We start from the raw sequence: 19,854 nt of genomic DNA, 5'->3' as shown, positions 1-19,854 counted from the left end.
TTCAATGGTTAAGCGGGGCAAGCGCTTCTAGCGTTCAGCCTCGCTTATTTCTATAGTTTGAGTAGAGGATACATACTTAATTTTCGGCATTGAAGAAACTTGTTTATATGGTAAATGTTTGCTATGTTAAAAGTGCATTTATTTCAAATTGTAATTTATTATTGATTTGGAGGTGTAAGGTATGGCACGTGTGTTAGTAGTGATCACGCCTGCTGAAGGCCATGTTAATCCGACATTAGGATTAGTGAAAAGGTTGGTAGACAGTGGGGAGTATGTTGACTATGTGTGTACGGAAGAATATCGTACGAGAATTCAACAGACAGGAGCACAGATGATAACCTACCCTTTTGTTGATGATGCTTTTTCTAAAGACTCTGATTTAAAGCCAGCAGAATACAAACATCATTATCAATTTGTGTACATGATGGTAAAAGGTATGATTCTTCCGATTATTCCAGAGGTTTTGAGAGTTATTGAAAACAGAACCTATGATTATTTAATCTATGATTCTTTGATGGGCTGGGGAGGCACGATTATTGCTGAGAAGCTAGGAATCCCTGCTGTGTGCTCTATCGCTTCTTTTGCTTTCGTAGAGCCATTGGGATCGGGGCAAGGCATGAATGACAATGATCCGGAGGTAAAGAAGTTGTACACGGCTACGATGCAAATAACGCATCAACTAGCTAATGAACTTCAGGTTGAGGCTCCAGCTATAGAAAAGATTGCTCCTCATGGCGGGCGCTTAAGAATCGTTTATACAAGCCGCTATTTTCAACCGCAAGCTGAAAAACTGGATCACAGTTTTATTTTTACAGGTCCTTCTATTGTACCGCGTAAAGATGCTCCATCTTTCCCGTTCGAACAACTTCGTGTTCTGCATCCACAGGCGGTTTACATTTCGATGGGTACTATTTTGAATAAAGACTTGGAATTTTATAAGCTTTGTTTTGCAGCATTTCGCGATTTGCCTGTGCAGTTTGTGCTGTCTTCAGGCAATTATACAGACATGGAGCCATTGGCCCCGTGTATCCCTGACAATTTTATAATCAAGCCTTATATTCCGCAATTGGAAATGCTTCAGCATGTGGATGCTTTTGTTACACATGCGGGGATGAACAGTACAAGTGAAGCCTTATATTACAATGTACCGCAGGTCATGATTCCTTTAACATCGGATCAGCCAATCGTAGCCAGTCGGGTGCAGGAACTGGGAGCGGGTGTTGTTGTGGATAAAAATAAGCTTACACCCGCTAGTTTGAGAGTAGCCTTATTAGAGGTATTGAGTCATCCAACCTATAAAGAACAGGCTTATGTGATCGGCGAATCATTACGTCAGGCTGGTGGGTATAGACATGCGGCAGATACAATTATGAGTCATTTCTCCACCATAGAAAAATAAGCGCAGTCTATATACTGTGATTCCTTTCTTTTAAAGCAGCAGATTTTTCAAACTCTAATTTCTTCGAAATTGCCAGGAGACCCAGGGAGCAGATGATTAGGGCCAAACATACCCAATAGGTGTTTCGGTAACCCATCCATTGAGCGGTTAATCCGCCCATTAAGCTCCCCACCAGTCTTCCGATAGTTGTCGCATTGGAATATAGCGTCGATGCGTACCCTGGAAGAGAGGGCAACAAATCCTGCATGTAACTAATGCCAATGGCAGAAATCACTGCAACAAAGAAGGCTAGAAGAAGTTGCCCCACGAATAGCTGCCACATCTCCGTAGACATAAGGACAAGGATATAATAGACAACTCCTGTTAATGCCCCTAAAAATACAAGCAAACGGTTGGAGTATTTAGCTGCTAGTACGCCTAGCATAAGCATCAAAGGTATTTCTAAAATGGCGCAAATACTGGATACTAGAGCAACGTCACTCGTGTCACCTTTTAAATTGTGAATGATGAACAAGGAAATATTTAAACTATTCATCCAGTGAGACGTATAGAGCAGAGTAAGAACTGAGAAAGGGATCAGAATCTCAATATTTTTATGTAATGTAATGTTATGAAGTGAAAGTTGATTTTTATGTTTAAGCTGAGCGGGAGGCTGCTGGATAAAAAAGAATAAAAGAACAGCAATGAGAACAAAAATAGAGGTCGTTCCCATAAAGATACCTTTAAAGCCCGTATGTGCAATCAAAAAGGAACCCAAAAGCGGCCCGGTAATAAAGCCGAGAGAAAACATAGACCGAAGCGTTGAATTAGCAAAGGCGTGATCCGCAGATTTACTGCGATCTACTGCTTCACGTGCACTGGCAAATAACTGCGGCATCCCAGGAGCACCAATGGCCGTAAAGATCGTCATATAAACAAAAAGTACATAAAAATTTTGGATTACAAGATATCCTGCAAAGGCTATGGCATTAAATAACGTACAAATCACCAAAATTTGTTTACGATCTAATCCGGTATCAGAACGTTTGGCAATCAGAGAGCTTATCCATATGCCACAAATCAAAGTTACCGCTGTAAACACACCAAAGGTTCCCACAGATACGCCAAGTGTACTTGTAAAATATACAGCTAAAAAAGGTGCGCTGATGGATATAGCCATGCCTTGCAATAACATGCAGATCATGAACAATGGGTAGTTAGGGATAACAAAAAGATTCTGAATACGCTTTAGCATTTCATTTTTACACTCCTTCCGAATACATACCTATCCCAACCAAACTATATATGACTTTAGCATAATTTGTATATTCACATGGTGTAAAATATTATATATTATTTTTCGCTTTGATGAGCAGGACAATATACAGGCAAAGATACTGTCTATTCGTTCCTGATGATGGGTAGACCGCCCCTTGCTCATAGCTTTCGCTTCCCCATTCCGTACAACTCATAGCGATGTCGCCATTTCACTAAGGTGGTAACGCTGATGTTATGTTTTTTTGCTACTTCCACACGGCTGCTCTGTCCTGCTTTTAACTCCTGTATGATGGCTAGTTTCTCAATCGCATTGTATTCGTTCTTCTTAGACAAAGGAAAACTCCCCTTCAAGTAGCGGTTTATTTATTAAACCTGCCTACTTGAAGGGGAGCATATCAAAATCGGTAGCCTGTTCCGTAATTTATAATAGCGAGGTTACGAACTTCACCTCCGGAAAGCGGCTATCCGGTCCTTTCATTAAGATTCCGCCTTGATTTTTCAGATACCTATCGAAGAAATCCAGCATATAGGCATTGATAACGGAGTTCGCTCTTTCGGGCGCAATCTTTCCTGTAATGCCCAGCATTTTGAAAATCGGAGAAATGAACTGTACGTCGGCAAAATTCAAGTGCTCCGTATTTTCGATATAGAGGACTTGTCCCCCTTCGTTGACCGCTTCGCGCATCCGTTCAAGCTCCAACTTTTTATCTTCCGTTACTTGATCCTCCCACTCTCTTGTTGAGCCCATACGGTTAAGCTCTGCATCCGTGTAGACCCGGTTATCCATCACCATTTTTAATTTTTCGAAATAGCTTTCCGAGTTGATGAACAAAAACGGCTTTCGCAGACCCTCTCTGTCACGCAGTCGATAAAGCCCTCCATCAAGGTCTATTCCAACCGCGATTCGGGGATCGTAAGAAGCGTCATAGGCCGTCGCTCCGCCGATGGAATGACCGAACACCCCGACATGACCGAGATCAATCCTCCCTTTTAGATGACTTGTAATCTGCCCCGATTGGATGAGCTCGAATTGGTCCAGCGCAAACGCCACATCGCCGGTTAAAACTTTTCCCAACTTGTCGCGATTTCCTCTACTCGTCTGGTAATCATGGGCGGGCGAGAATAAGTCGTTGGTTGTGCTGGTCGTGATTCGCCCGTCCGGAAACTCGGTTGCAAATGTATTGTAGGTGTGGTCGATCACTGCCACGATATATCCATGACTCGCAAGATTTTCGGCTTGCGACGTATGGAGGAACCTGGAAGAGCCATTGCCGGGATTCGCAAGGATCAGCGGGTATGAAGTCTGTGCCGAAGAGACTTCGGCCCCCGAATAAGCATGACTGGATACGTACTTCAGGTGTTGAAAAGTAAACCCGGGAAGGCCATAGTCCGCGGCCATATAACGTAAAATCTGGGTATCGGGAATAAAGGGAGCGTACTTGTCGGTGCCAGCTTGAGCCGGATACCATACCTGAACCATCAATTCCCTTTTGCCTGTCGCAGTTTTGCCAAATGTCTCCTCCCGGCTTGGATCGATGAAATGAAAGACTTGCGTGCCTACCTTCAACTCGCCGGTTGGCGCCGGAAAGTCGAATACGGGAAACACATAGAGGAAGCACGCCGTTGCGATTAGCCCAATCACGATAAAAAGGCGGCCCAGCACCCTACGGATTCGCGAGGCAGTCCGAACGACTTTCTGCGTTATGAAAACGTCTATAAGCGAAAGCATAAGCATCAGGATCGTAAATACGTATAAAAATAAAAGCTGAACCCTGTATCCTTCGACAAGCAAATGTATCACTAAAAAAATGGAGCCTGCTCCGCTTGTCAGGAGCAAAGCTGGTCTTCGGATACGTTGATTGATAATGAACAGGAGTGCCAACAAACAAGCACTTGAAAAGAATAGCAGCATTTCAAAAAACCTCACGCCAACTCCCCCTTAAAAATAATCCTATCAATGGATTAGTATAGAGGAGCAGCTAGGTTGATACCATTGATCTAGATGACAATTGCCTAACACTCTTGTAAGGTTGCGCAACGATGGCGCAGAAAACGGCATGTAATGTACTGATTCCTGCCTTTCGGCCGGGGTCCGGAAAGGAATACCCCATCCGCCGCATGTCATGGCCAACGGATGTTGAACAGGTGGGGGGGCTATTTGACGCTTAACGTAACAGGAGTGGGATGTAGCTATGTATGTGGAATTATCCTGTAGGATTTGCTTTAAAGGCTGAACCGATCTACGAACTGCTTGATCAGTTCATTCAATAATCCGGCGGCCTTCGTAGGAAGGCGATGATCAGCTTTCTTAAGGAAAACCAGCTCACTATTTGGTAATTGTTGATGCAATATTTTGGCATAGGGATGAAAGTGCTTATCTTTTTCACCATAAACGAGCAGGACAGGAAGATGGATTTCCCCGAGCCGTGAGGTGCAGTTGTACTTCAAGCTGTATCGATAATATTGTTCGACATTTCTCGGATTTCCCTGCTTCGCATCGTTGAATAACTTACGGAATAAAGATAGCTGTTTCGTTTGTGACCAAGCATTAGAAAGGGCAATCGTACCGATTGTGCCGATTTTGGAAAGAGCAATGCCCACAGAAATTTTATTTCTTAGTCGCCATTCGTTTACTTCCGACATTCCACTGATCACAATGCCTCCCCATGCCCGATCTGGATAAGTCAAGAGGAATTCAAGTACTATCGAGCCCCCGGTAGAATATCCACACAGAAATACTTTATCAAGGCTCATCCGGTCCATCAAATGTTTAATATCCAGGGCGATGAGAGGGTAAGTAACCGCTTGCTCGGAAGGCTGACTTTTACCGTGTCCTCTGATATCAAAAGCTATAGTTCGAAAATGGGGCGAGAGTCCTTGGATTTGGTATGTGAAATTTAAGCTTGTGAGTACTGGAGGGTGAATGAATAGGATGGCGAACCCTTTTCCGGAATCAATATAATGCATCGAGTATCCGTTTATGCTTGTGGTAGTCATCGTTATATTCCTCTCCCTTTGAAGAATTTGGTTTTACTGAAAAAAATAACTCGTGATATAAAAAACATTTTCGGAATCGTTTTATGACTCTACAATCATAATTCTGATCTCGGAACAATCGAATATATTCTTTTTCATTACGAATATACTCCCCGTTGTCGTACCATTTCATAAACCAGTTACATAGCGGTTTTTTCTTGGATAAACATGGTTCCATAACGACAATGGTTCCGTTAGGCTTTAGAATTCTTTGAAATTCCTTCATGTAACTTGATATTTCATCCGAAGAAATGTGGTGTAATACAGCGATAATAAGTATGTAGTCGAACGACTCATTATTAAATGGGAGCTTCTTACTATTTAAAACTTGAAATGCATGGTGGCTATATAATCGCTTTGCATAACCAATTCGTTGGGTGTCAGGATCAATCCCAACATAATACAATGGGTGAAACATGGAGCAATTTGCTCCAGTGCCGCAGCCAAAATCCAGTACAGTTTGTCCATCAAAAGAAAAATGGGAATGTACATAATCATGGATATATTTTTTAGTAAACCATTTCGGACGGACAAACCAATGATAAAGTCTAGGTGAGAACGGAATGTTAATGGGATTCACCATCTTTCTAATTATTCGAGTCACTAGAGATAATTTGGCCTATTAGATCAAAAAAATTCATTTCGGAATAATTTTTTTTAGTGTAAGCAAAAATAAAAAAATCAAAGGAAAGTGTTTTTCAAAGAAGGGGATACACAAATGGGAATAAAGTGTAAAATTGCGATTGTACTAGTGCTAAGTTTAAGTTTACTACTCGTCGGTTGCAGGGCGGACTCCAGTCAACAGCTCAATCAACAAAGCATCAAGTCCCATATCCCAGTGAATAATAAGGCCAAACCGGTCATATTCATCATGATTGATTCTTTAATGGATAAGCCTTTGCAAGATGCGATTCAAGCAGGCCGCGCACCGGCAATGCAATATCTTCTCAAACAAGGGCAATATTTCCCGCAGGTAGTGAGTTCATTTCCCACGATGTCTGTGACAATCGACAGTACATTATTAACGGGAACGTATGCAGACCAACATCATGTGCCTGGACTCGTTTGGTACAGCGACCAAAAGAAACGCATGATTCTCTACGGCAATGGTGCCAAAGAAGCCTTGAAGATAGATCAAATGCAAGTATTTATGGATGCTATTTATCAGTTAAATCAAGTTCATTTGAACAAAAAAACAAAAACAATTCACGAAGAGCTGGCCGACAAAGGAAAAGAATCGGCATCAATCAACGCTATTGTTTTTAGAGGAAGAACGGAACATGACTTAAAAGTACCTCGCTTTATAACGAACAGCAATCGTGTGCCAGAACAATTGAGAATAACAGGACCTAAATGGTTTTCTTATGCAACTTTTGCACAACTGGATCCAAAGAATAGCTGGAATACTCCTCCGTGGAAAAAATTCGGGATGAACGACGAGTTTTCCGCAAAAGATACCGCTTTTCTAATCAATCAAAAAAAACTTCCAAGCGTAACTGTCACATATTTTCCAGAAAATGATAGTTCGGTGCATAAAAAAGGCCCGGCTCAGTTGGAAGGAATTGAAAAAGCGGATCAAGCGCTGCAAACCGTGTTGAACGCATACGGTTCGTGGGAACAGGCTGTAAAAAATGCGATATGGATTGTCATGGGTGATAGTGCGCAAAGCGCGGTTTATGATGATCGACAGGTAGCGACTGTTGAGATAAAGCCGCTGTTAAACCATTACCGCATAGCAAAATTAAATCAATCAGTAAAAAAAGAAGATCAAATTGTCATTTCCACGAATGAACGAATGGCTTATGTTTATGCGATTAATGATAACGTCGAGTTATCTGATGTAGTGAAGCGCTTACAAAAAGAGGACAAGCTCGACATTATCGCTATGAAAGATGGTAAAAACAATATTCATGTTACAAAGGGGAAAAAGGGTAAGCTATTTTCTTATCATCCTGGTGGAAAATACACCGATGAATATGGACAATCGTGGACATTATCGGGCGAAGAAGACCTTGTGGATATTACGATAAATAACAACCGGATCAAATATGGAAAATATCCAGACGTTTTGGCGAGGCTACACGGGGCAATGTATTCACATGAAGGAAGATATATTGTCGTCACGGTACAACCCGGATATGAACTCGTCGGTGAAAGTTCTCCCACCCACATCGGAGGGGGAGCTCATGGATCACTGCATGAAAAAGATTCCCTTGTCCCATTAATTATTTCCGGAACGAATACACGCCCCAAAACACTGCGAATCGTTGATATAAAAGACTGGATTATGCAATTGGTGAATGGATAAGTTTATTTATCTTATTTGGATAGGGGATGATTTTACTGTCATCCCCTACGCAGATGGACAGAAGAATGTATACGGAGTTTTTCAATCTGCCTGTTTAGAGGCTTTCGTAGCTTTTATGACTGCGGAAACAATGTAATCATCCACGTTTGCGCCAGGTACCCAATCTTTGATGAATGATTTGGATTCATCTTTAGGTTCGATACTAATACTCGTAAATCCACTTTGCTGCAGCATGGATTTCATTTCTTCCAATGAAGAGGCGCCGGAAATACAGCCGGAATATAACTCATTCAGGTCGTTTTTTATTTCAGAAGGAAGTTCTGAAGTGGTAATGATATCGGAAATGGCTAACCTGCCGCCAGATTGCAGAACACGATGGGCTTCGTTGAAGACCTGCTGTTTATCCGGTGAAAGGTTTATCACGCAGTTGGAAATAATAACGTTTACTGTACCATCCGCTACTGGTAGATGCTCGATTTCACCTAGACGAAAGTCGGTATTTGTGAAATTCCCTTTGACTGCGTTACTGCGGGCGCGGCTGATCATATCCGGAGTCATATCGACTCCGATGACCTTGCCAATGTTCCCTACTTGGCGAGAAGCCAAAAAACAATCGAATCCGCCGCCGCTGCCCAGATCCAGAACGACTTCTCCTGTTTTCAATTCTGCAATAGCCTGCGGGTTACCACAGCCAAGTCCGAGATTTGCTCCTTGAGGAACAGCTGTTAACTCCTCAGTCGAATAACCCATTTGGGATGAGAGGCTATCCGCATCTGACGGAGATCCACAGCAGTTGCCTACTGCGGAGGGATTGACTTCCTTAACAGCAATCTGTTGGTAATGGTTCCGTACATTTTGGCGGATTTCATCATTCGTTAGTTTATTCATATCAAAACACTCCTTAATTTGGATGGGGTAGGTGGAATAGAATTTGAATGCTCTTATGTTTTAGTTAGCAGCAAGGCGCGCAGCAGATAGAGGTTTGCACTGGCTTTGGAAGAAAAAAGTCAAAAGACAAACGACCTTTTTTAGGATTTGAATTTGACCATTTCCATACGGACTGAGATCGGTGCTGCTTTTCTAATTCGTGAGCGCTCATCAGGTATTCTGCAACATATATGTTGTCGATCATTTTTACAAACCTCCAGAAGTTAAAATATTGTAAATTGCAAGTATTAAAAGGGTTATCCTCTTACCGGAAAACAACATTTACTGGATTGGGCCATGGCATCGTTAAAGAGTTTCACAGATCGAATCACGGTTTCTTTTTCAAAATCAGTCAAGTACGAAAAGACTTCGTTTAAGTATTCATTCATTTGTGCATCAATGGTGGTTGCTACATATTTACCTTCCACGGTAAGAGACAGGGTATAGACTCTACGATCGCTAGGGTCCGGCGTTTTCTCAACCAGATTCATCTTGGTCAAGCTCTGAACCTGTCTGCTAAACGTGGTGATATCTGTTCCAAGGGTTTCAGCAATTTGCTGCATGGAAGGTTTATGCTGACGGTCAATTTCATAAAGTATATGGCTTTGAACTGGTGAAATATCGTGTCCACCCACGGTACAACAGTTTTTGTTTAGTAAGCCTAAACGACGGGTCATGTTTTGAAATAACTCTCGTGTATTTTCCATGTATGTTTCACCTCATGCCTTAGTTATACATTATAAATTTGCAAAATGCAATTAATATTCTTGCTTGATTTTAGAACATCGCTGAATTAGTATATAAGCATACAGTTATATAAATGAAAGGAGGTTACACATTGGAGCAACTTGGTTATATAGCCGATCATTTAAAGCTATTGGGCGATAAAACCCGCTTGGCTATGCTTTCCCTGCTAAGAGAAAGAGAATGGTGTGTTTGCGAATTTGTAGATATCTTTGATATGTCGCAGCCAGCAATTAGCCAACATTTGAGAAAATTAAAGTCGCAAGGAATTGTAAAAGAAGAACGACGAAGTCAGTGGGTATACTATTCCTTAAATGTAGACGACAAGCCGCATATTCAAGCCGTTCTTGAGCGTATGCCAGACTCCAAGCAGATTTTAAAATGGCTGAATAAAGAGGAGCCGATAGCATCTTGTGCACCGGATTCATCGGCTTGCTGCTCATCCTAAAGGCTGTTCCGTTTATCTCCTTGGGGGATAGACGGTGTTTTTAACATAATTATATGTTTATAAGGTAATGTGATGGAGGTTTAAAACATTGATTTTGTTGGCATGCATTATATTTTTAGCCACTTTAGTGCTGGTGATCTGGCAGCCTAGAAATCTGTCTATCGGCTGGTCTGCTTGTGGAGGTGCCATACTCGCCTTGCTGGTGGGTGTCGTCGATTTGCATGATGTTTGGGAAGTCACTCATATTGTCTGGAATGCGACACTGGCTTTTGTAGCCATTATTCTGATTTCGTTGGTGCTTGATAAAATCGGCTTCTTCGAATGGGCGGCGCTTCACATGGCACGAGCTGCACGAGGAAGCGGAACCCGGATGTTTGTTTATGTGACCCTTCTTGGCGCCGTTGTTGCTGCTTTTTTTGCGAATGACGGTGCGGCCTTAATACTGACACCGATTGTACTGGCGATGGTTCGGGCACTTAAATTGGATGAGAAAATGATTTTTCCTTTTATCATAGCGAGCGGTTTTATTTCAGACACGACGTCGCTTCCGCTTGTGGTCAGCAACTTGGTCAACATTGTGTCAGCCGATTTCTTTGGGATCACCTTTATGGAATATGCGAGTCGCATGATTGTACCTAATTTATTTTCTTTAGCAGCCAGTATAGGAGTACTGTATCTTTTTTTCCGCAAAAGAATTCCGAAAACGTTTGATACGGCACAATTAATCACGCCTGCGGCAGCGATTAAAGATCCAAAAATGTTCCGTATGTCTTGGATCGTTCTCGCGGTTTTGTTCGTTGGCTACTTTGCATGCGAATTTTTTAACATTCCCGTTTCGGTGGTGGCCGGTATTATTGCTATCTTTTTCTTATTGATAGCGCGTAGAAGCCCTGCAGTGCCGATGAAAGAAGTCATCAAGGGCGCTCCATGGGCCATCGTATTTTTCTCTATCGGAATGTATGTTGTGGTGTATGGTCTACGTAATGCCGGTTTGACGGATCTGCTGGCCCATGTGATTCAAGCGGCTGCCGATCAAGGTATGTTTGTGGCCACCATGGGCATGGGTTTTATTGCGGCGATTATCTCGTCGGTCATGAATAACATGCCTACGGTCATGATTAATGCGCTTGCCATTGATGCCACCCATACAACCGGTATGGTCAAAGAGGCGTTGATTTATGCTAACGTCATTGGTTCTGATCTGGGGCCGAAAATAACTCCGATCGGTTCATTAGCCACGTTGTTGTGGCTGCATGTGCTTCGATCGAAAAACGTGAAAATTTCTTGGGGAACTTATTTTAAGACAGGCATTGTCTTAACCATTCCTACACTTTTTATAACCCTACTGGGCTTATATCTATGGTTAATCATTTCATAATTGAACATTGAAGGAGACGGTAATGATGGAAAAGAAGACAATTTACTTTTTATGCACTGGTAATTCTTGTCGCAGTCAAATGGCAGAAGGCTGGGCCAAAAAATACTTGGGAGACCGTTGGAATGTATACAGTGCGGGCATTGAGGCACACGGCCTTAACCCTAAAGCGGTGCAAGCGATGAATGAAATAGGGATCGATATCTCCGGTCAAACTTCAGATATTATAGATCCTGCTTTGCTGAACAGCGCGGATTTGGTTGTGACCTTGTGCGGAGATGCTGCAGATAAATGTCCTATCACACCTCCGCACGTTCGTCGTGAACATTGGGGATTTGATGATCCGGCTAAAGCACAAGGAACAGAAGAAGAGAAATGGAGCGTGTTCCAGCGTGTACGGGATGAAGTCGGGGCTCGTATTCGGAAATTTGCGGAGACTGGTGAATAAACAAGGTGCACAGCTATAGTATTTCAAACAAGCACGCCTCCTTAAAGAGGTGGTGCTTGTTTGGCGTTTTTTTCCTTCGCAGAATACTCTTCCAGCACCTTTGTTTTATCTCCATAGATCCTATCCAAATGATCTTCTCCCCATAAGCAAAAACGATCCAGCAGATCTTTAAAATCCCATCCATATTCACTAAGCTCGTACTCCACTTTGGGTGGGACCTGGTTATAAATGATGCGGTGGATGATTCCATCCTTTTCAAGCTCTCTAAGCTGTTGGGTAAGCACTTTTTGGGTGATTTTCGGAATGAGTTGACGAAGTTCGTATGTACGTTTTCTGCCGCTGGTTAAATGATGCAGGATGATGCCTTTCCACTTTCCACTGATGACCTCCAAAGTTGCCTCGATCCCGAGCATATAGGTTTTGGCTTTGTCTTCCATAGACTTTCCCCCTCTCCGATCTGTAGTACAAAAGGCACTAAGGAACCTTAAAGTACCTACAGTACATTGAAGTGCGTACTTCACACTCTAATGTATAACATCCATAATAGCATCTGTAGACAGGGTTCAACAATTATGAGGAGAAAGAAGGTTACGGATACATGAAAGTTCTATTGGTCGTCACGCATCCTAGAGAAGATTCACTTACCCTTGCGGTCATGAATCGTTTTGTAGAGGGATTGAAAGAGAATAAGCACGAGGTAGATATTTTGGACTTGGATCGGGATGGATACAATCCGGTGTACAGCGCTGCAGATGAGCTGGATTGGAATACGACCCATAAACAATATGCTCCTGAAACGCGGAAAGAGATGGATAGAATTGCAGCTGCGGATGCTCTGGTTTTTGTGTTTCCACTATGGTGGTACAGTGTGCCTTCCATGCTAAAAGGGTACCTGGATAAAGTCTGGAACAAAGGTTTACTTCAGGAATTTACAACGAAGCAGGTTTTGTGGATGTGCTTGGCAGGAGGGACGAAAGAACATCTGATCAAGTATGAATATCACGATTTGGTTACGAATTATTTGAATAAAGCCATTGCTGGTTACGCAAGAGTAAGAGAGTCCAAGGTGGAGTTCTTCTATGATACTTTGTCCGAGTCGAAAGAATACATTGAAGGTTTACTGGAGCACGCTTATCAATTAGGTCGGGAATATAAGTGAATTTTTTTCTGATAACAATGGGAAGTTAATATTATTGAAAAAGGGTTAAGGCTCGTTAGACGGCACTTAACCCTTTTTTATTTTATAGACGAGACTCTATCCTTTTATAGGCTCGTGCATAGGTGCTGACGGTGCCCCTTGCATAGATAACCCGCCGCCAGTTGTGCTTGCTGGAACAACGGGATGTGGCGATCCCTTTTCAGAAGCAGAACCCGCAATTTGCTTGGCCAGCTTCTGTTTTTCCCACAGGGCTCTGGCGATCACCAGCATGGAGAGTACACCCACATATAGTAACAGAGAACCGAGTTCGGGAAGCATCTCTTGCAAAGGTGCACCACGCAGACCCATGGTGCGCAGGAATTTATACATCCATACAAAGGGGAAGAAATCACCGATTTGAATCGCTAAAGGTGGAAACAGTGATCTGGAAAGAACAGCCCCCGATAGAACAAAAGCAGGCATGAGTATCATCACCATTCTGCCAATGGCTATTCCCGGATGTGCAGCGCCCCATGCAACCAGGACATTGATACAAACGGTACCGAATACATACAGGACAACTGGAATTATAAAGAGAATTGGATTGGCCTCGAAACGGCCTCCCCCAAACACTTTAAGCATCCCGAGAGAGAAGATTAAGCCAGCCGTCGAAAACAGCGTATAAGGAAGCATACGCAGCAGGATGTTGAATGGATTTTGCAGCTCAGCAGCCAGCCTCTTGGAAACTCGGAGTCTGGCGACCAGAGGTAAGCTATTTATATTCAGTATCATAAAAGAGAACATACAAGTGAATGCAAGTATCGTCGTATTCTGATAGTCATTAGTTGGATTAAACAGGGAACGCACTTCCAAGGCGATACCATTGAGGGCCCCTTGAGCCTGTTCTGCGTTCATCCCGGTTTTCAACATAGCTGGAACAGACAATTCCATATTCTCGGAAACGCTAATTTCCTGCATAGCTGTACGAATCGAAGTAATAGATTGAACATTGGTATTATCGAGAATGAGACCCACGCGGCTGGAAAGGGAGCGATTGTGATTATCCTCTAAACCATGCGGCAAGGAAATAACAGCCAAATATTGCTCGTGATAAAAATACTGTTCAGGGTTGTCCGTATACGAAACAATCTCAGCTACGTTCATATACGGGGAAGCATCTATTTTCTGAATGAACTCACGGCTGTAAGCTGTGTTATCTTGATCCACTACTACCACGTTAGCGTCGTTAATTTGGCTGCTTGGGAGCAACAGTGAATACCCCAGTACGGCAATCAACGGGAAGATAATAGCTATGATCGGATACTTGGAGTGAACCAGATACGACCATTCATCACGAAGAGATTTCATTTGTATTCACCTCAACTGTCATGCCTGGTAGCAAAGCTGCTTCTCTTGTTACATATACACGTACCTGGAATGTAGCGGTATCTGCTTCTCCTTTTTCACGGGACATCTTCACATTAGCGAATTGTGGTGCAGCAGTTACATAGCGTACCGTACCTTTCAGGTCCTTATTGAGACCAGAGATATGAGTTTTAATTTCTTGGTTGGCCTTGAATTTCCCCGCTTGTTCTTCATTCACATAGAGATCGTAATATAAATCATTGGTTTCCAGGGTAATCACAGGAGCCCCTTGTGCCACATTTTCGCCGACTTTGGTACTAATCGAAGTAACCTTGCCATCCTGTGGTGCTTTTAACACCAGGCGTTCTTTTTTGAGCAGCAACGTTTTAAGCTGAACTTCCTGTGTGTCTTTTTGTTGCTTTAAGAGGTCAATAGCCAGCTTCTGATCTGCCAACTGTTGACGACTCTGCTGAATGGTTTCCAGCTGGGTCTTGGAACGATCGACGGACAATTGGGCACCGCGAATTTCTTCCTCGGCTTGTTTTACCGAAACGGCTGCTTGTGTCGTCTGTTCACTGGCCTGCATACGTTCTTCGGAAGTGGCACCATGAAGTAGTTTTTGAAGAGACTCTTTTTGCTGGCTCAACTGATTTGTCGCTAAAGTCAAAGAGGATTCGGCATCATCCAACGCTGCTTTGGATGCACTTCCTGCATCATAGAGTGCTTTATTACGCTTATAGTTGGTTTGCGCCGTCTGAACGTTTTTGGTAGCGGAGGCTACGGCAATTCGTTGCTGCTGAACATCTTCAGCCCGAGCCCCGTTATTGACCTGTTGTTCCGCAGCAGTGGCTTGACGCTCAGCCGCTTGTGCCCGCTGCAATGCCGCCTGACTTTTACGCTCAGTCACTTGAGCTTGCGCGATATCTAGCTGTGCCTGTTTTTCCTGAGTTGCTGCTCGTGTATACCCTAAATCGATGGATTGTTGTTGTTGGCTGATTTGCGTATTGAACTGGGCGATTTGTGTCCGCAGCTGCTCAATTTGCAGATCCACATCTGTGGAATCCAAAGCCATAAGGACAGTTCCTTTTTTTACCTTCGTTTCTTCTGTTACCGGGATGTTCAGGATTTTGCCTCCTACTTGTTCAAACGATACATGAATGCTATCCGCATTTAGTGTTGTGCCTTTAACGGATCGAGAAGCATTGACTTGATCTTGTCCGTTGGTCTGGAGCAGGAACCCCCCGCCGATAAGACAGGCGATAGAAATGAGAGGGATGATGAGGCTGGTGACTTGTGTGCGATTCATGAGTAATACACTCCTTAAATTCATAAAATGAGTTAAACATAGACTTGAATAAATATCCTGGTATGTACATTTTATTTATTCTTTTATTTAATAATTTAAAAGTTAGTCGGCTAACTAAAATGCAAAATTAAAACTTATTCTGGTTTTGCAGCTTTATATATCTCTTTTGCTTGAGGGATGCCGCTTTCTATTTTTTGCAGTAAAGTCAGGAGCAGCTCTTTTTCATCGGTAGACAGGTGGCTCATCAGTGTGGAAGTGCTTGTAAAATTTATAGGCAGCAGTCTTTCCATCATTTCTGTTCCTTGATCGGTCAGTTTAACAATGCTCATGCGACGGTCGGAAGGATGAACAGATCGAATAATAAGCCCATCGCGTTCCAGGCGGTCAAGCAGACCGGTAACGGTAGGCTTGCTAACCCCTACTTTCTCCGCAAGCTCTGTAGCCAGCAATCCTGTATGGATGTTGCGATACAGAAGAATTAATATTGAAAATTTACCATGAGATATACCGAACTTCTCAAAACCCTCAAAACTGACTTTAAAGACGCTGGAAGATACCCGCATGAAAAATAGCATAGCTTCCGTCGCTCTTACATCAATCTCGGGGATACGCTTAGAAAATTCTTGTAACGCCTCACGAGTGGGCAAGTCCCGTAAATCAAAATCCATAAGGTTCTCCTTTCTTCTTACAGTATGTTCCAATCGACAAATTAGTTAGCCGACTAATCTTAATCTATTCAAAAATGAATTTCAAGCTAAATTTTGTTAATCGTCATGCGATTTTTCACCATATGAGGTTGTTCGTGCAATGGTTCAAGCTTTTCCCTACATTGATATTTACAATGAAGTGCTTGATAATAAGTGGATATCGTACGAGACCAAAAACTCAAAAGTGAGGAACCTGGAATGACGACAAAATTATACTACACTGCTCCAAATCTTACGGAGTGGGACACTCATATTACACAGAGCATGGAAAGAGACGGAAAATATTTGGTTATGCTGGAGGAAACGGCATTTTATCCGCAAGGTGGAGGTCAGCCTTGTGATACAGGAACAATTCAGGGCATCCGTGTATTAGATGTTGTTCTTGAGGATGGGGATATTTGGCATAAGGTAGAGCGTTTGCCGGAGGATGGGAAAGTAGCCTGCCGATTGGATTGGGAGCGCAGATTTGATCATATGCAGCAGCATAGCGGGCAGCACTTGCTGTCAGCGGTTTGTCTGGAGTTGTTGGGTGCGCGTACTGAAAGCTTTCATCTGGGACAAGAATATGCCACGATTGATGTGAACTGTTCGGATGTAACGCCTGCGCAGCTATCGGCAATCGAGCAGGAAGTAAATCAGCAAATCTATAGTAATCGCAGCATAAAAAGTTTTTTTGTAACCCGTGAGCAATTGAAGGATATTCCGCTGGTGAAAACGCCCAAAGTGACAGAAAATATTCGGATTGTCGAGATCGAGGGCATTGAATATAATGCTTGCGGCGGCACACATGTAGCTCAGACCGGGGAAATTGGGATCATTAAATGCTTAAAATGGGAGAAGCAGAAGGGGATGGCAAGAATCCATTTCAAATGTGGCGTTCGCGCACTCCAGGATTTTAACGATAGTGTTCAGATATTGGACGTGTTATCTACGAAGTTCAATACCGGGCGAAAAGATATTTTGACCCGATTCGAAAAATGGGAGCAGGAGCATAAGCAGCTTAAGGCGCAAGTGGAGCTCCTACAAGAGGAAAATGCTTCGTACCAGGCGAAAGAGTTGCTATCTGCTGTGCAGGGGCATGTTCTTGCTCATGTATTCGAGCAAAAATCCCTTCAGGACATGCAGCAATTGGCTACCAAGCTGACAGCTGAGCATGATCTGCTTGTTTTATTTGCCACAACAGCAGAAAACAAAATCATTCTGGCACACAACGGTACCCAATCCATTAGCTGCGGAGCGTTTTTAAAGGAAAATCTGGGCGCGTTCCAGGGCAAAGGGGGCGGTAGCAACCAATCTGCTCAGGCAGCATTCTCGTCCCGCAATGACCTCTTGAATTTCTTTGAAACGGCCCAGCGGCAGTTCATTCAGGGCTGATGTAATGGAGGATTAGTGACGCAGCGGCAGCTTCCACTTTTCCTTTTCTGTAAATAAAATAAAAGAAAAAATAAGTGCAACAACAGCACCCCAAACGGCTTTATCTCCAATCGTCAAAGTCAGAAATCCCCCCAGCAAAGCCCCTACCAAGAAGGCTGCCAAGATGACACCATAACGCATCGCTCGAATGGCAGCGTTCGTGTCCTTGGTCGTTATGGCGATATACACAGCCTCTATAGCTGATCGGAGGTTGCCGGTGCTGACAGTAGAGGTGTACGGCACATCAATGAGCTTGCGGAAGGAAGTCATTTGTACGGAAGCGACGAACGAGACGATCACCACCACTACCGTATTGGGAACTCCTTGCGGAATCAGTCCCACGATGAAAAAAATTGCAATTTCCAATAAAATAATTGCGCGGGTCCAGTCCGGAGTTAGACGGTGGGTTGATTTTCGTTTAATCCCTTCAGCAACAAAAACGCCCAGTGAAAAGGCGATCAGGGGTGGGATATAGAATAACGCCTGAATCCAGTGCCCCTGAATGACTTTGACAGCCAGCAGCACGATATTGCCTGTCTGTGCGTTGGCGAAAACACCGCCTCTTCCAACAAAGGTATATGTGTCCAAAAAGCCCCCTACTAATGATAGTAAGGCGCCCAGTCGTAACGATTCGGACGTTACCTGATGTAAATGGATTTTGCCTTTCATAATCACGGCATATAAGCCTCCTATGCTAAACGTCGATTCTTTAAAGCTAACACGAAAATCCAGGACCATACAATTAAATTAGTCACTTTAGCATGAAAATGACACAAAGAAGCCACATCAGGTCCCATACAATAGAAAGGACGTGATGCGGCTTCTTTGGGGATGCTCGTTTTTAGTCCCCACACGGGACTTTAAAGGGTGCTTATCGCAGGGCTTGAACGAGCGCCTCGCCAAATGCCTGTGCGCCATCTGGACCGTCGGCCGTAATAATGTCGCTATGCGCAACCACATGCTGCGCCACATATTCGGCTTGATGCGATTGGAGCTGATCTTTTTGTACATCCACTGGATAGCATGTAGCCGTTCTGCCAGAGAGCAGTCCGGTTTGAGCCACGGCTACAGAGCCTGCGCAGATGCCAGCCAATAAAGTCTTTTGCTCATGAGTTTGTTTTAGCAGAGCTTGGAGATCCGCGTTATTCCACAGATGGTCATTCGTACCTGATCCGCCGATCACAGATACTACATCATAATCAGCCAGCACAGCGTCTGTAAAAACAAGATCAGCTGTCGCTTTACCGTTGTAGTCACCCGTGATTTCGCCTGTTTTTGTACTAGCTAGCGTTACAGTAACACCTGCTTGCTCCAGTGCTTCCTTGGGTTTAAACAATTCATCCTCATTAAAGCGCTCTGGGGGTATAATAAAAAGAGCTTTTTTACTCATACTTTATTCCTCCTTGAATGTGTAACGTTACCTACTATTGTAGGGTGGCTTCGTCAGGCTGTGAAGAATGCACTTTCAAGTACGGAGGTTACCTGCAGGTTACTATTAGAGTGCAAGACCATGATGATTTAAAAGGAGTTAGTTGATATATGACTGATACGCTGAGAGAAGAAATACGGGAAAAGATCGTTAACGGAGACTATAACTGCGAAAAGGAACTAACCTTGTCAGTGTTAAGTGGAAAATGGAAGGTCGTCATTTTATGGCATCTGGGTGTGGAAGGAGCGCACCGTTTCAGTGACCTGCAAAGGCTGTTTCCGAAGCTGTCGCATAAAGTGCTGACCAATCAGTTGCGGGAGTTGATGGAGGACGGTATTGTGCACCGGGAAGTGTATCCCGAAGTGCCTCCAAAAGTGGAATATTCAATGACTGAGCTGGGAATGACGATTTTACCGATTGTGGAGATGATGTATGACTGGGGGAAAAAACGGGTGCAATCCATTCGTGAGGAAATGCAACGCAGCGGTGAGGGGAACGTCTAAGATCTTGGATGCCTATCTAAGGTGGACATTATCGCTTTGTCATATGAAAAA

The 19,854-nt window shown here is 43.4% G+C and carries 22 protein-coding genes; 9 read left to right on the top strand and 13 right to left on the bottom strand.

The window, feature by feature from the left end; all coding sequences use genetic code 11:
* Nucleotides 1–181: 181 nt before the first annotated feature.
* Entirely contained in the window at nt 182–1,399 is a 1,218-nt protein-coding gene (locus tag ACL9RM_RS17005) for a macrolide family glycosyltransferase (protein ID WP_165179267.1), read from the top strand.
* A gap of 7 nt (nt 1,400–1,406) precedes the next feature.
* Here ACL9RM_RS17005 and ACL9RM_RS17000 read toward each other — a convergent pair whose 3' ends face one another.
* From ACL9RM_RS17000 to ACL9RM_RS16990, 3 genes are all read right to left on the bottom strand, one after another.
* On the bottom strand, nt 1,407–2,633 hold the full coding sequence (locus ACL9RM_RS17000; RefSeq protein ID WP_165179268.1) for a sugar efflux transporter: 1,227 nt from the start codon (nt 2,631–2,633) through the stop codon (nt 1,407–1,409).
* Nucleotides 2,634–2,815: 182 nt separating this feature from the next.
* Nucleotides 2,816–2,989: a helix-turn-helix domain-containing protein gene (locus ACL9RM_RS16995; RefSeq protein WP_231109398.1), complete on the bottom strand. Its 174-nt coding sequence runs from the start codon at nt 2,987–2,989 to the stop codon at nt 2,816–2,818.
* Nucleotides 2,990–3,077: 88 nt separating this feature from the next.
* Nucleotides 3,078–4,583: an alpha/beta hydrolase family protein gene (locus ACL9RM_RS16990; protein WP_165179269.1), complete on the bottom strand. Its 1,506-nt coding sequence runs from the start codon at nt 4,581–4,583 to the stop codon at nt 3,078–3,080.
* Between the two features lie 113 nt (nt 4,584–4,696).
* On the opposite strand from ACL9RM_RS16990, the gene ACL9RM_RS16985 reads away from it, so the two are divergent.
* Nucleotides 4,697–4,825, top strand: coding sequence for a hypothetical protein (locus tag ACL9RM_RS16985; RefSeq protein ID WP_274597351.1), 129 nt, complete (start codon nt 4,697–4,699; stop codon nt 4,823–4,825).
* Between the two features lie 54 nt (nt 4,826–4,879).
* On the opposite strand, the gene ACL9RM_RS16980 is transcribed toward ACL9RM_RS16985, so the two are convergent.
* Both ACL9RM_RS16980 and ACL9RM_RS16975 read right to left on the bottom strand, forming a co-directional pair.
* Nucleotides 4,880–5,653 carry an alpha/beta fold hydrolase gene (locus tag ACL9RM_RS16980; RefSeq protein WP_250266732.1) on the bottom strand — a complete coding sequence of 258 codons (774 nt, stop codon included), beginning with the start codon at nt 5,651–5,653 and terminating at the stop codon, nt 4,880–4,882.
* Entirely contained in the window at nt 5,610–6,275 is a 666-nt protein-coding gene (locus tag ACL9RM_RS16975) for a class I SAM-dependent methyltransferase (RefSeq protein WP_250268967.1), read from the bottom strand. Before ACL9RM_RS16975 ends, ACL9RM_RS16980 begins: the two co-directional genes overlap by 44 nt.
* 135 nt (nt 6,276–6,410) lie before the next feature.
* On the opposite strand from ACL9RM_RS16975, the gene ACL9RM_RS16970 reads away from it, so the two are divergent.
* Nucleotides 6,411–8,000, top strand: coding sequence for an alkaline phosphatase family protein (locus ACL9RM_RS16970; protein ID WP_250266731.1), 1,590 nt, complete (start codon nt 6,411–6,413; stop codon nt 7,998–8,000).
* A gap of 81 nt (nt 8,001–8,081) precedes the next feature.
* Here ACL9RM_RS16970 and ACL9RM_RS16965 read toward each other — a convergent pair whose 3' ends face one another.
* Together ACL9RM_RS16965 and ACL9RM_RS16960 are read right to left on the bottom strand one after the other, a co-directional pair.
* On the bottom strand, nt 8,082–8,888 hold the full coding sequence (locus tag ACL9RM_RS16965) for an arsenite methyltransferase (protein WP_250266730.1): 807 nt from the start codon (nt 8,886–8,888) through the stop codon (nt 8,082–8,084).
* 296 nt (nt 8,889–9,184) lie between these two features.
* Nucleotides 9,185–9,634: a MarR family winged helix-turn-helix transcriptional regulator gene (locus tag ACL9RM_RS16960; protein WP_250266729.1), complete on the bottom strand. Its 450-nt coding sequence runs from the start codon at nt 9,632–9,634 to the stop codon at nt 9,185–9,187.
* Nucleotides 9,635–9,765: 131 nt separating this feature from the next.
* On the opposite strand from ACL9RM_RS16960, the gene ACL9RM_RS16955 reads away from it, so the two are divergent.
* The 3 genes from ACL9RM_RS16955 to arsC all read left to right on the top strand — a co-directional run bounded on the left by ACL9RM_RS16955 (nt 9,766) and on the right by arsC (nt 11,942).
* The gene (locus tag ACL9RM_RS16955) at nt 9,766–10,119 is read left to right on the top strand and encodes an ArsR/SmtB family transcription factor (protein ID WP_061828949.1); all 354 of its coding nucleotides are present in this window, start codon (nt 9,766–9,768) and stop codon (nt 10,117–10,119) included.
* A gap of 88 nt (nt 10,120–10,207) precedes the next feature.
* Nucleotides 10,208–11,497 carry an arsenical efflux pump membrane protein ArsB gene (locus ACL9RM_RS16950; protein WP_061828948.1) on the top strand — a complete coding sequence of 430 codons (1,290 nt, stop codon included), beginning with the start codon at nt 10,208–10,210 and terminating at the stop codon, nt 11,495–11,497.
* 25 nt (nt 11,498–11,522) lie between these two features.
* Complete coding sequence (gene arsC / locus ACL9RM_RS16945) at nt 11,523–11,942, top strand: arsenate reductase (thioredoxin) (protein ID WP_061828947.1); 420 nt, start codon at nt 11,523–11,525, stop codon at nt 11,940–11,942.
* Between the two features lie 41 nt (nt 11,943–11,983).
* Here arsC and ACL9RM_RS16940 read toward each other — a convergent pair whose 3' ends face one another.
* Nucleotides 11,984–12,379: a winged helix-turn-helix transcriptional regulator gene (locus tag ACL9RM_RS16940; protein WP_061828946.1), complete on the bottom strand. Its 396-nt coding sequence runs from the start codon at nt 12,377–12,379 to the stop codon at nt 11,984–11,986.
* Between the two features lie 161 nt (nt 12,380–12,540).
* Here ACL9RM_RS16940 and ACL9RM_RS16935 point away from each other — a divergent pair, with 161 nt between their 5' ends.
* Nucleotides 12,541–13,101, top strand: coding sequence for an NAD(P)H oxidoreductase (locus ACL9RM_RS16935; RefSeq protein WP_061828945.1), 561 nt, complete (start codon nt 12,541–12,543; stop codon nt 13,099–13,101).
* Nucleotides 13,102–13,197: 96 nt separating this feature from the next.
* Here the strand turns inward: ACL9RM_RS16935 and ACL9RM_RS16930 are convergent, their stop codons facing one another.
* From ACL9RM_RS16930 to ACL9RM_RS16920, 3 genes are all read right to left on the bottom strand, one after another.
* The gene (locus tag ACL9RM_RS16930) at nt 13,198–14,448 is read right to left on the bottom strand and encodes an ABC transporter permease (protein WP_250266728.1); all 1,251 of its coding nucleotides are present in this window, start codon (nt 14,446–14,448) and stop codon (nt 13,198–13,200) included.
* Nucleotides 14,432–15,751, bottom strand: a complete 1,320-nt coding sequence (locus ACL9RM_RS16925) for an HlyD family secretion protein (protein WP_250266727.1) — start codon at nt 15,749–15,751, stop codon at nt 14,432–14,434. The genes ACL9RM_RS16930 and ACL9RM_RS16925 overlap by 17 nt, the downstream gene beginning before the upstream one ends.
* Before the next feature lie 134 nt (nt 15,752–15,885).
* The gene (locus tag ACL9RM_RS16920) at nt 15,886–16,419 is read right to left on the bottom strand and encodes a MarR family winged helix-turn-helix transcriptional regulator (RefSeq protein WP_414126413.1); all 534 of its coding nucleotides are present in this window, start codon (nt 16,417–16,419) and stop codon (nt 15,886–15,888) included.
* A 237-nt stretch (nt 16,420–16,656) separates the two neighbouring features.
* Here ACL9RM_RS16920 and ACL9RM_RS16915 point away from each other — a divergent pair, with 237 nt between their 5' ends.
* Complete coding sequence (locus tag ACL9RM_RS16915) at nt 16,657–17,832, top strand: alanyl-tRNA editing protein (protein ID WP_250266726.1); 1,176 nt, start codon at nt 16,657–16,659, stop codon at nt 17,830–17,832.
* Nucleotides 17,833–17,844: 12 nt separating this feature from the next.
* Here ACL9RM_RS16915 and ACL9RM_RS16910 read toward each other — a convergent pair whose 3' ends face one another.
* Nucleotides 17,845–18,546 (bottom strand): YoaK family protein, encoded by a 702-nt coding sequence (locus ACL9RM_RS16910; RefSeq protein ID WP_134904075.1) that lies wholly within the window; start codon nt 18,544–18,546, stop codon nt 17,845–17,847.
* Between the two features lie 196 nt (nt 18,547–18,742).
* Nucleotides 18,743–19,261, bottom strand: coding sequence for a DJ-1/PfpI family protein (locus ACL9RM_RS16905; RefSeq protein WP_165179278.1), 519 nt, complete (start codon nt 19,259–19,261; stop codon nt 18,743–18,745).
* A gap of 149 nt (nt 19,262–19,410) precedes the next feature.
* On the opposite strand from ACL9RM_RS16905, the gene ACL9RM_RS16900 reads away from it, so the two are divergent.
* Entirely contained in the window at nt 19,411–19,803 is a 393-nt protein-coding gene (locus tag ACL9RM_RS16900; protein WP_039273904.1) for a winged helix-turn-helix transcriptional regulator, read from the top strand.
* The last annotated feature ends 51 nt before the right edge of the window (nt 19,804–19,854 follow it).

The sequence above is a fragment of the Paenibacillus sp. S29 genome (assembly GCF_049319765.1).
Taxonomy (GTDB): Bacteria; Bacillota; Bacilli; order Paenibacillales; family Paenibacillaceae; genus Paenibacillus; species Paenibacillus polymyxa_B.
The sequence above is the reverse complement of the archived record's forward strand: the minus strand, read 5'-3'. Positions and strand labels throughout refer to the sequence as shown.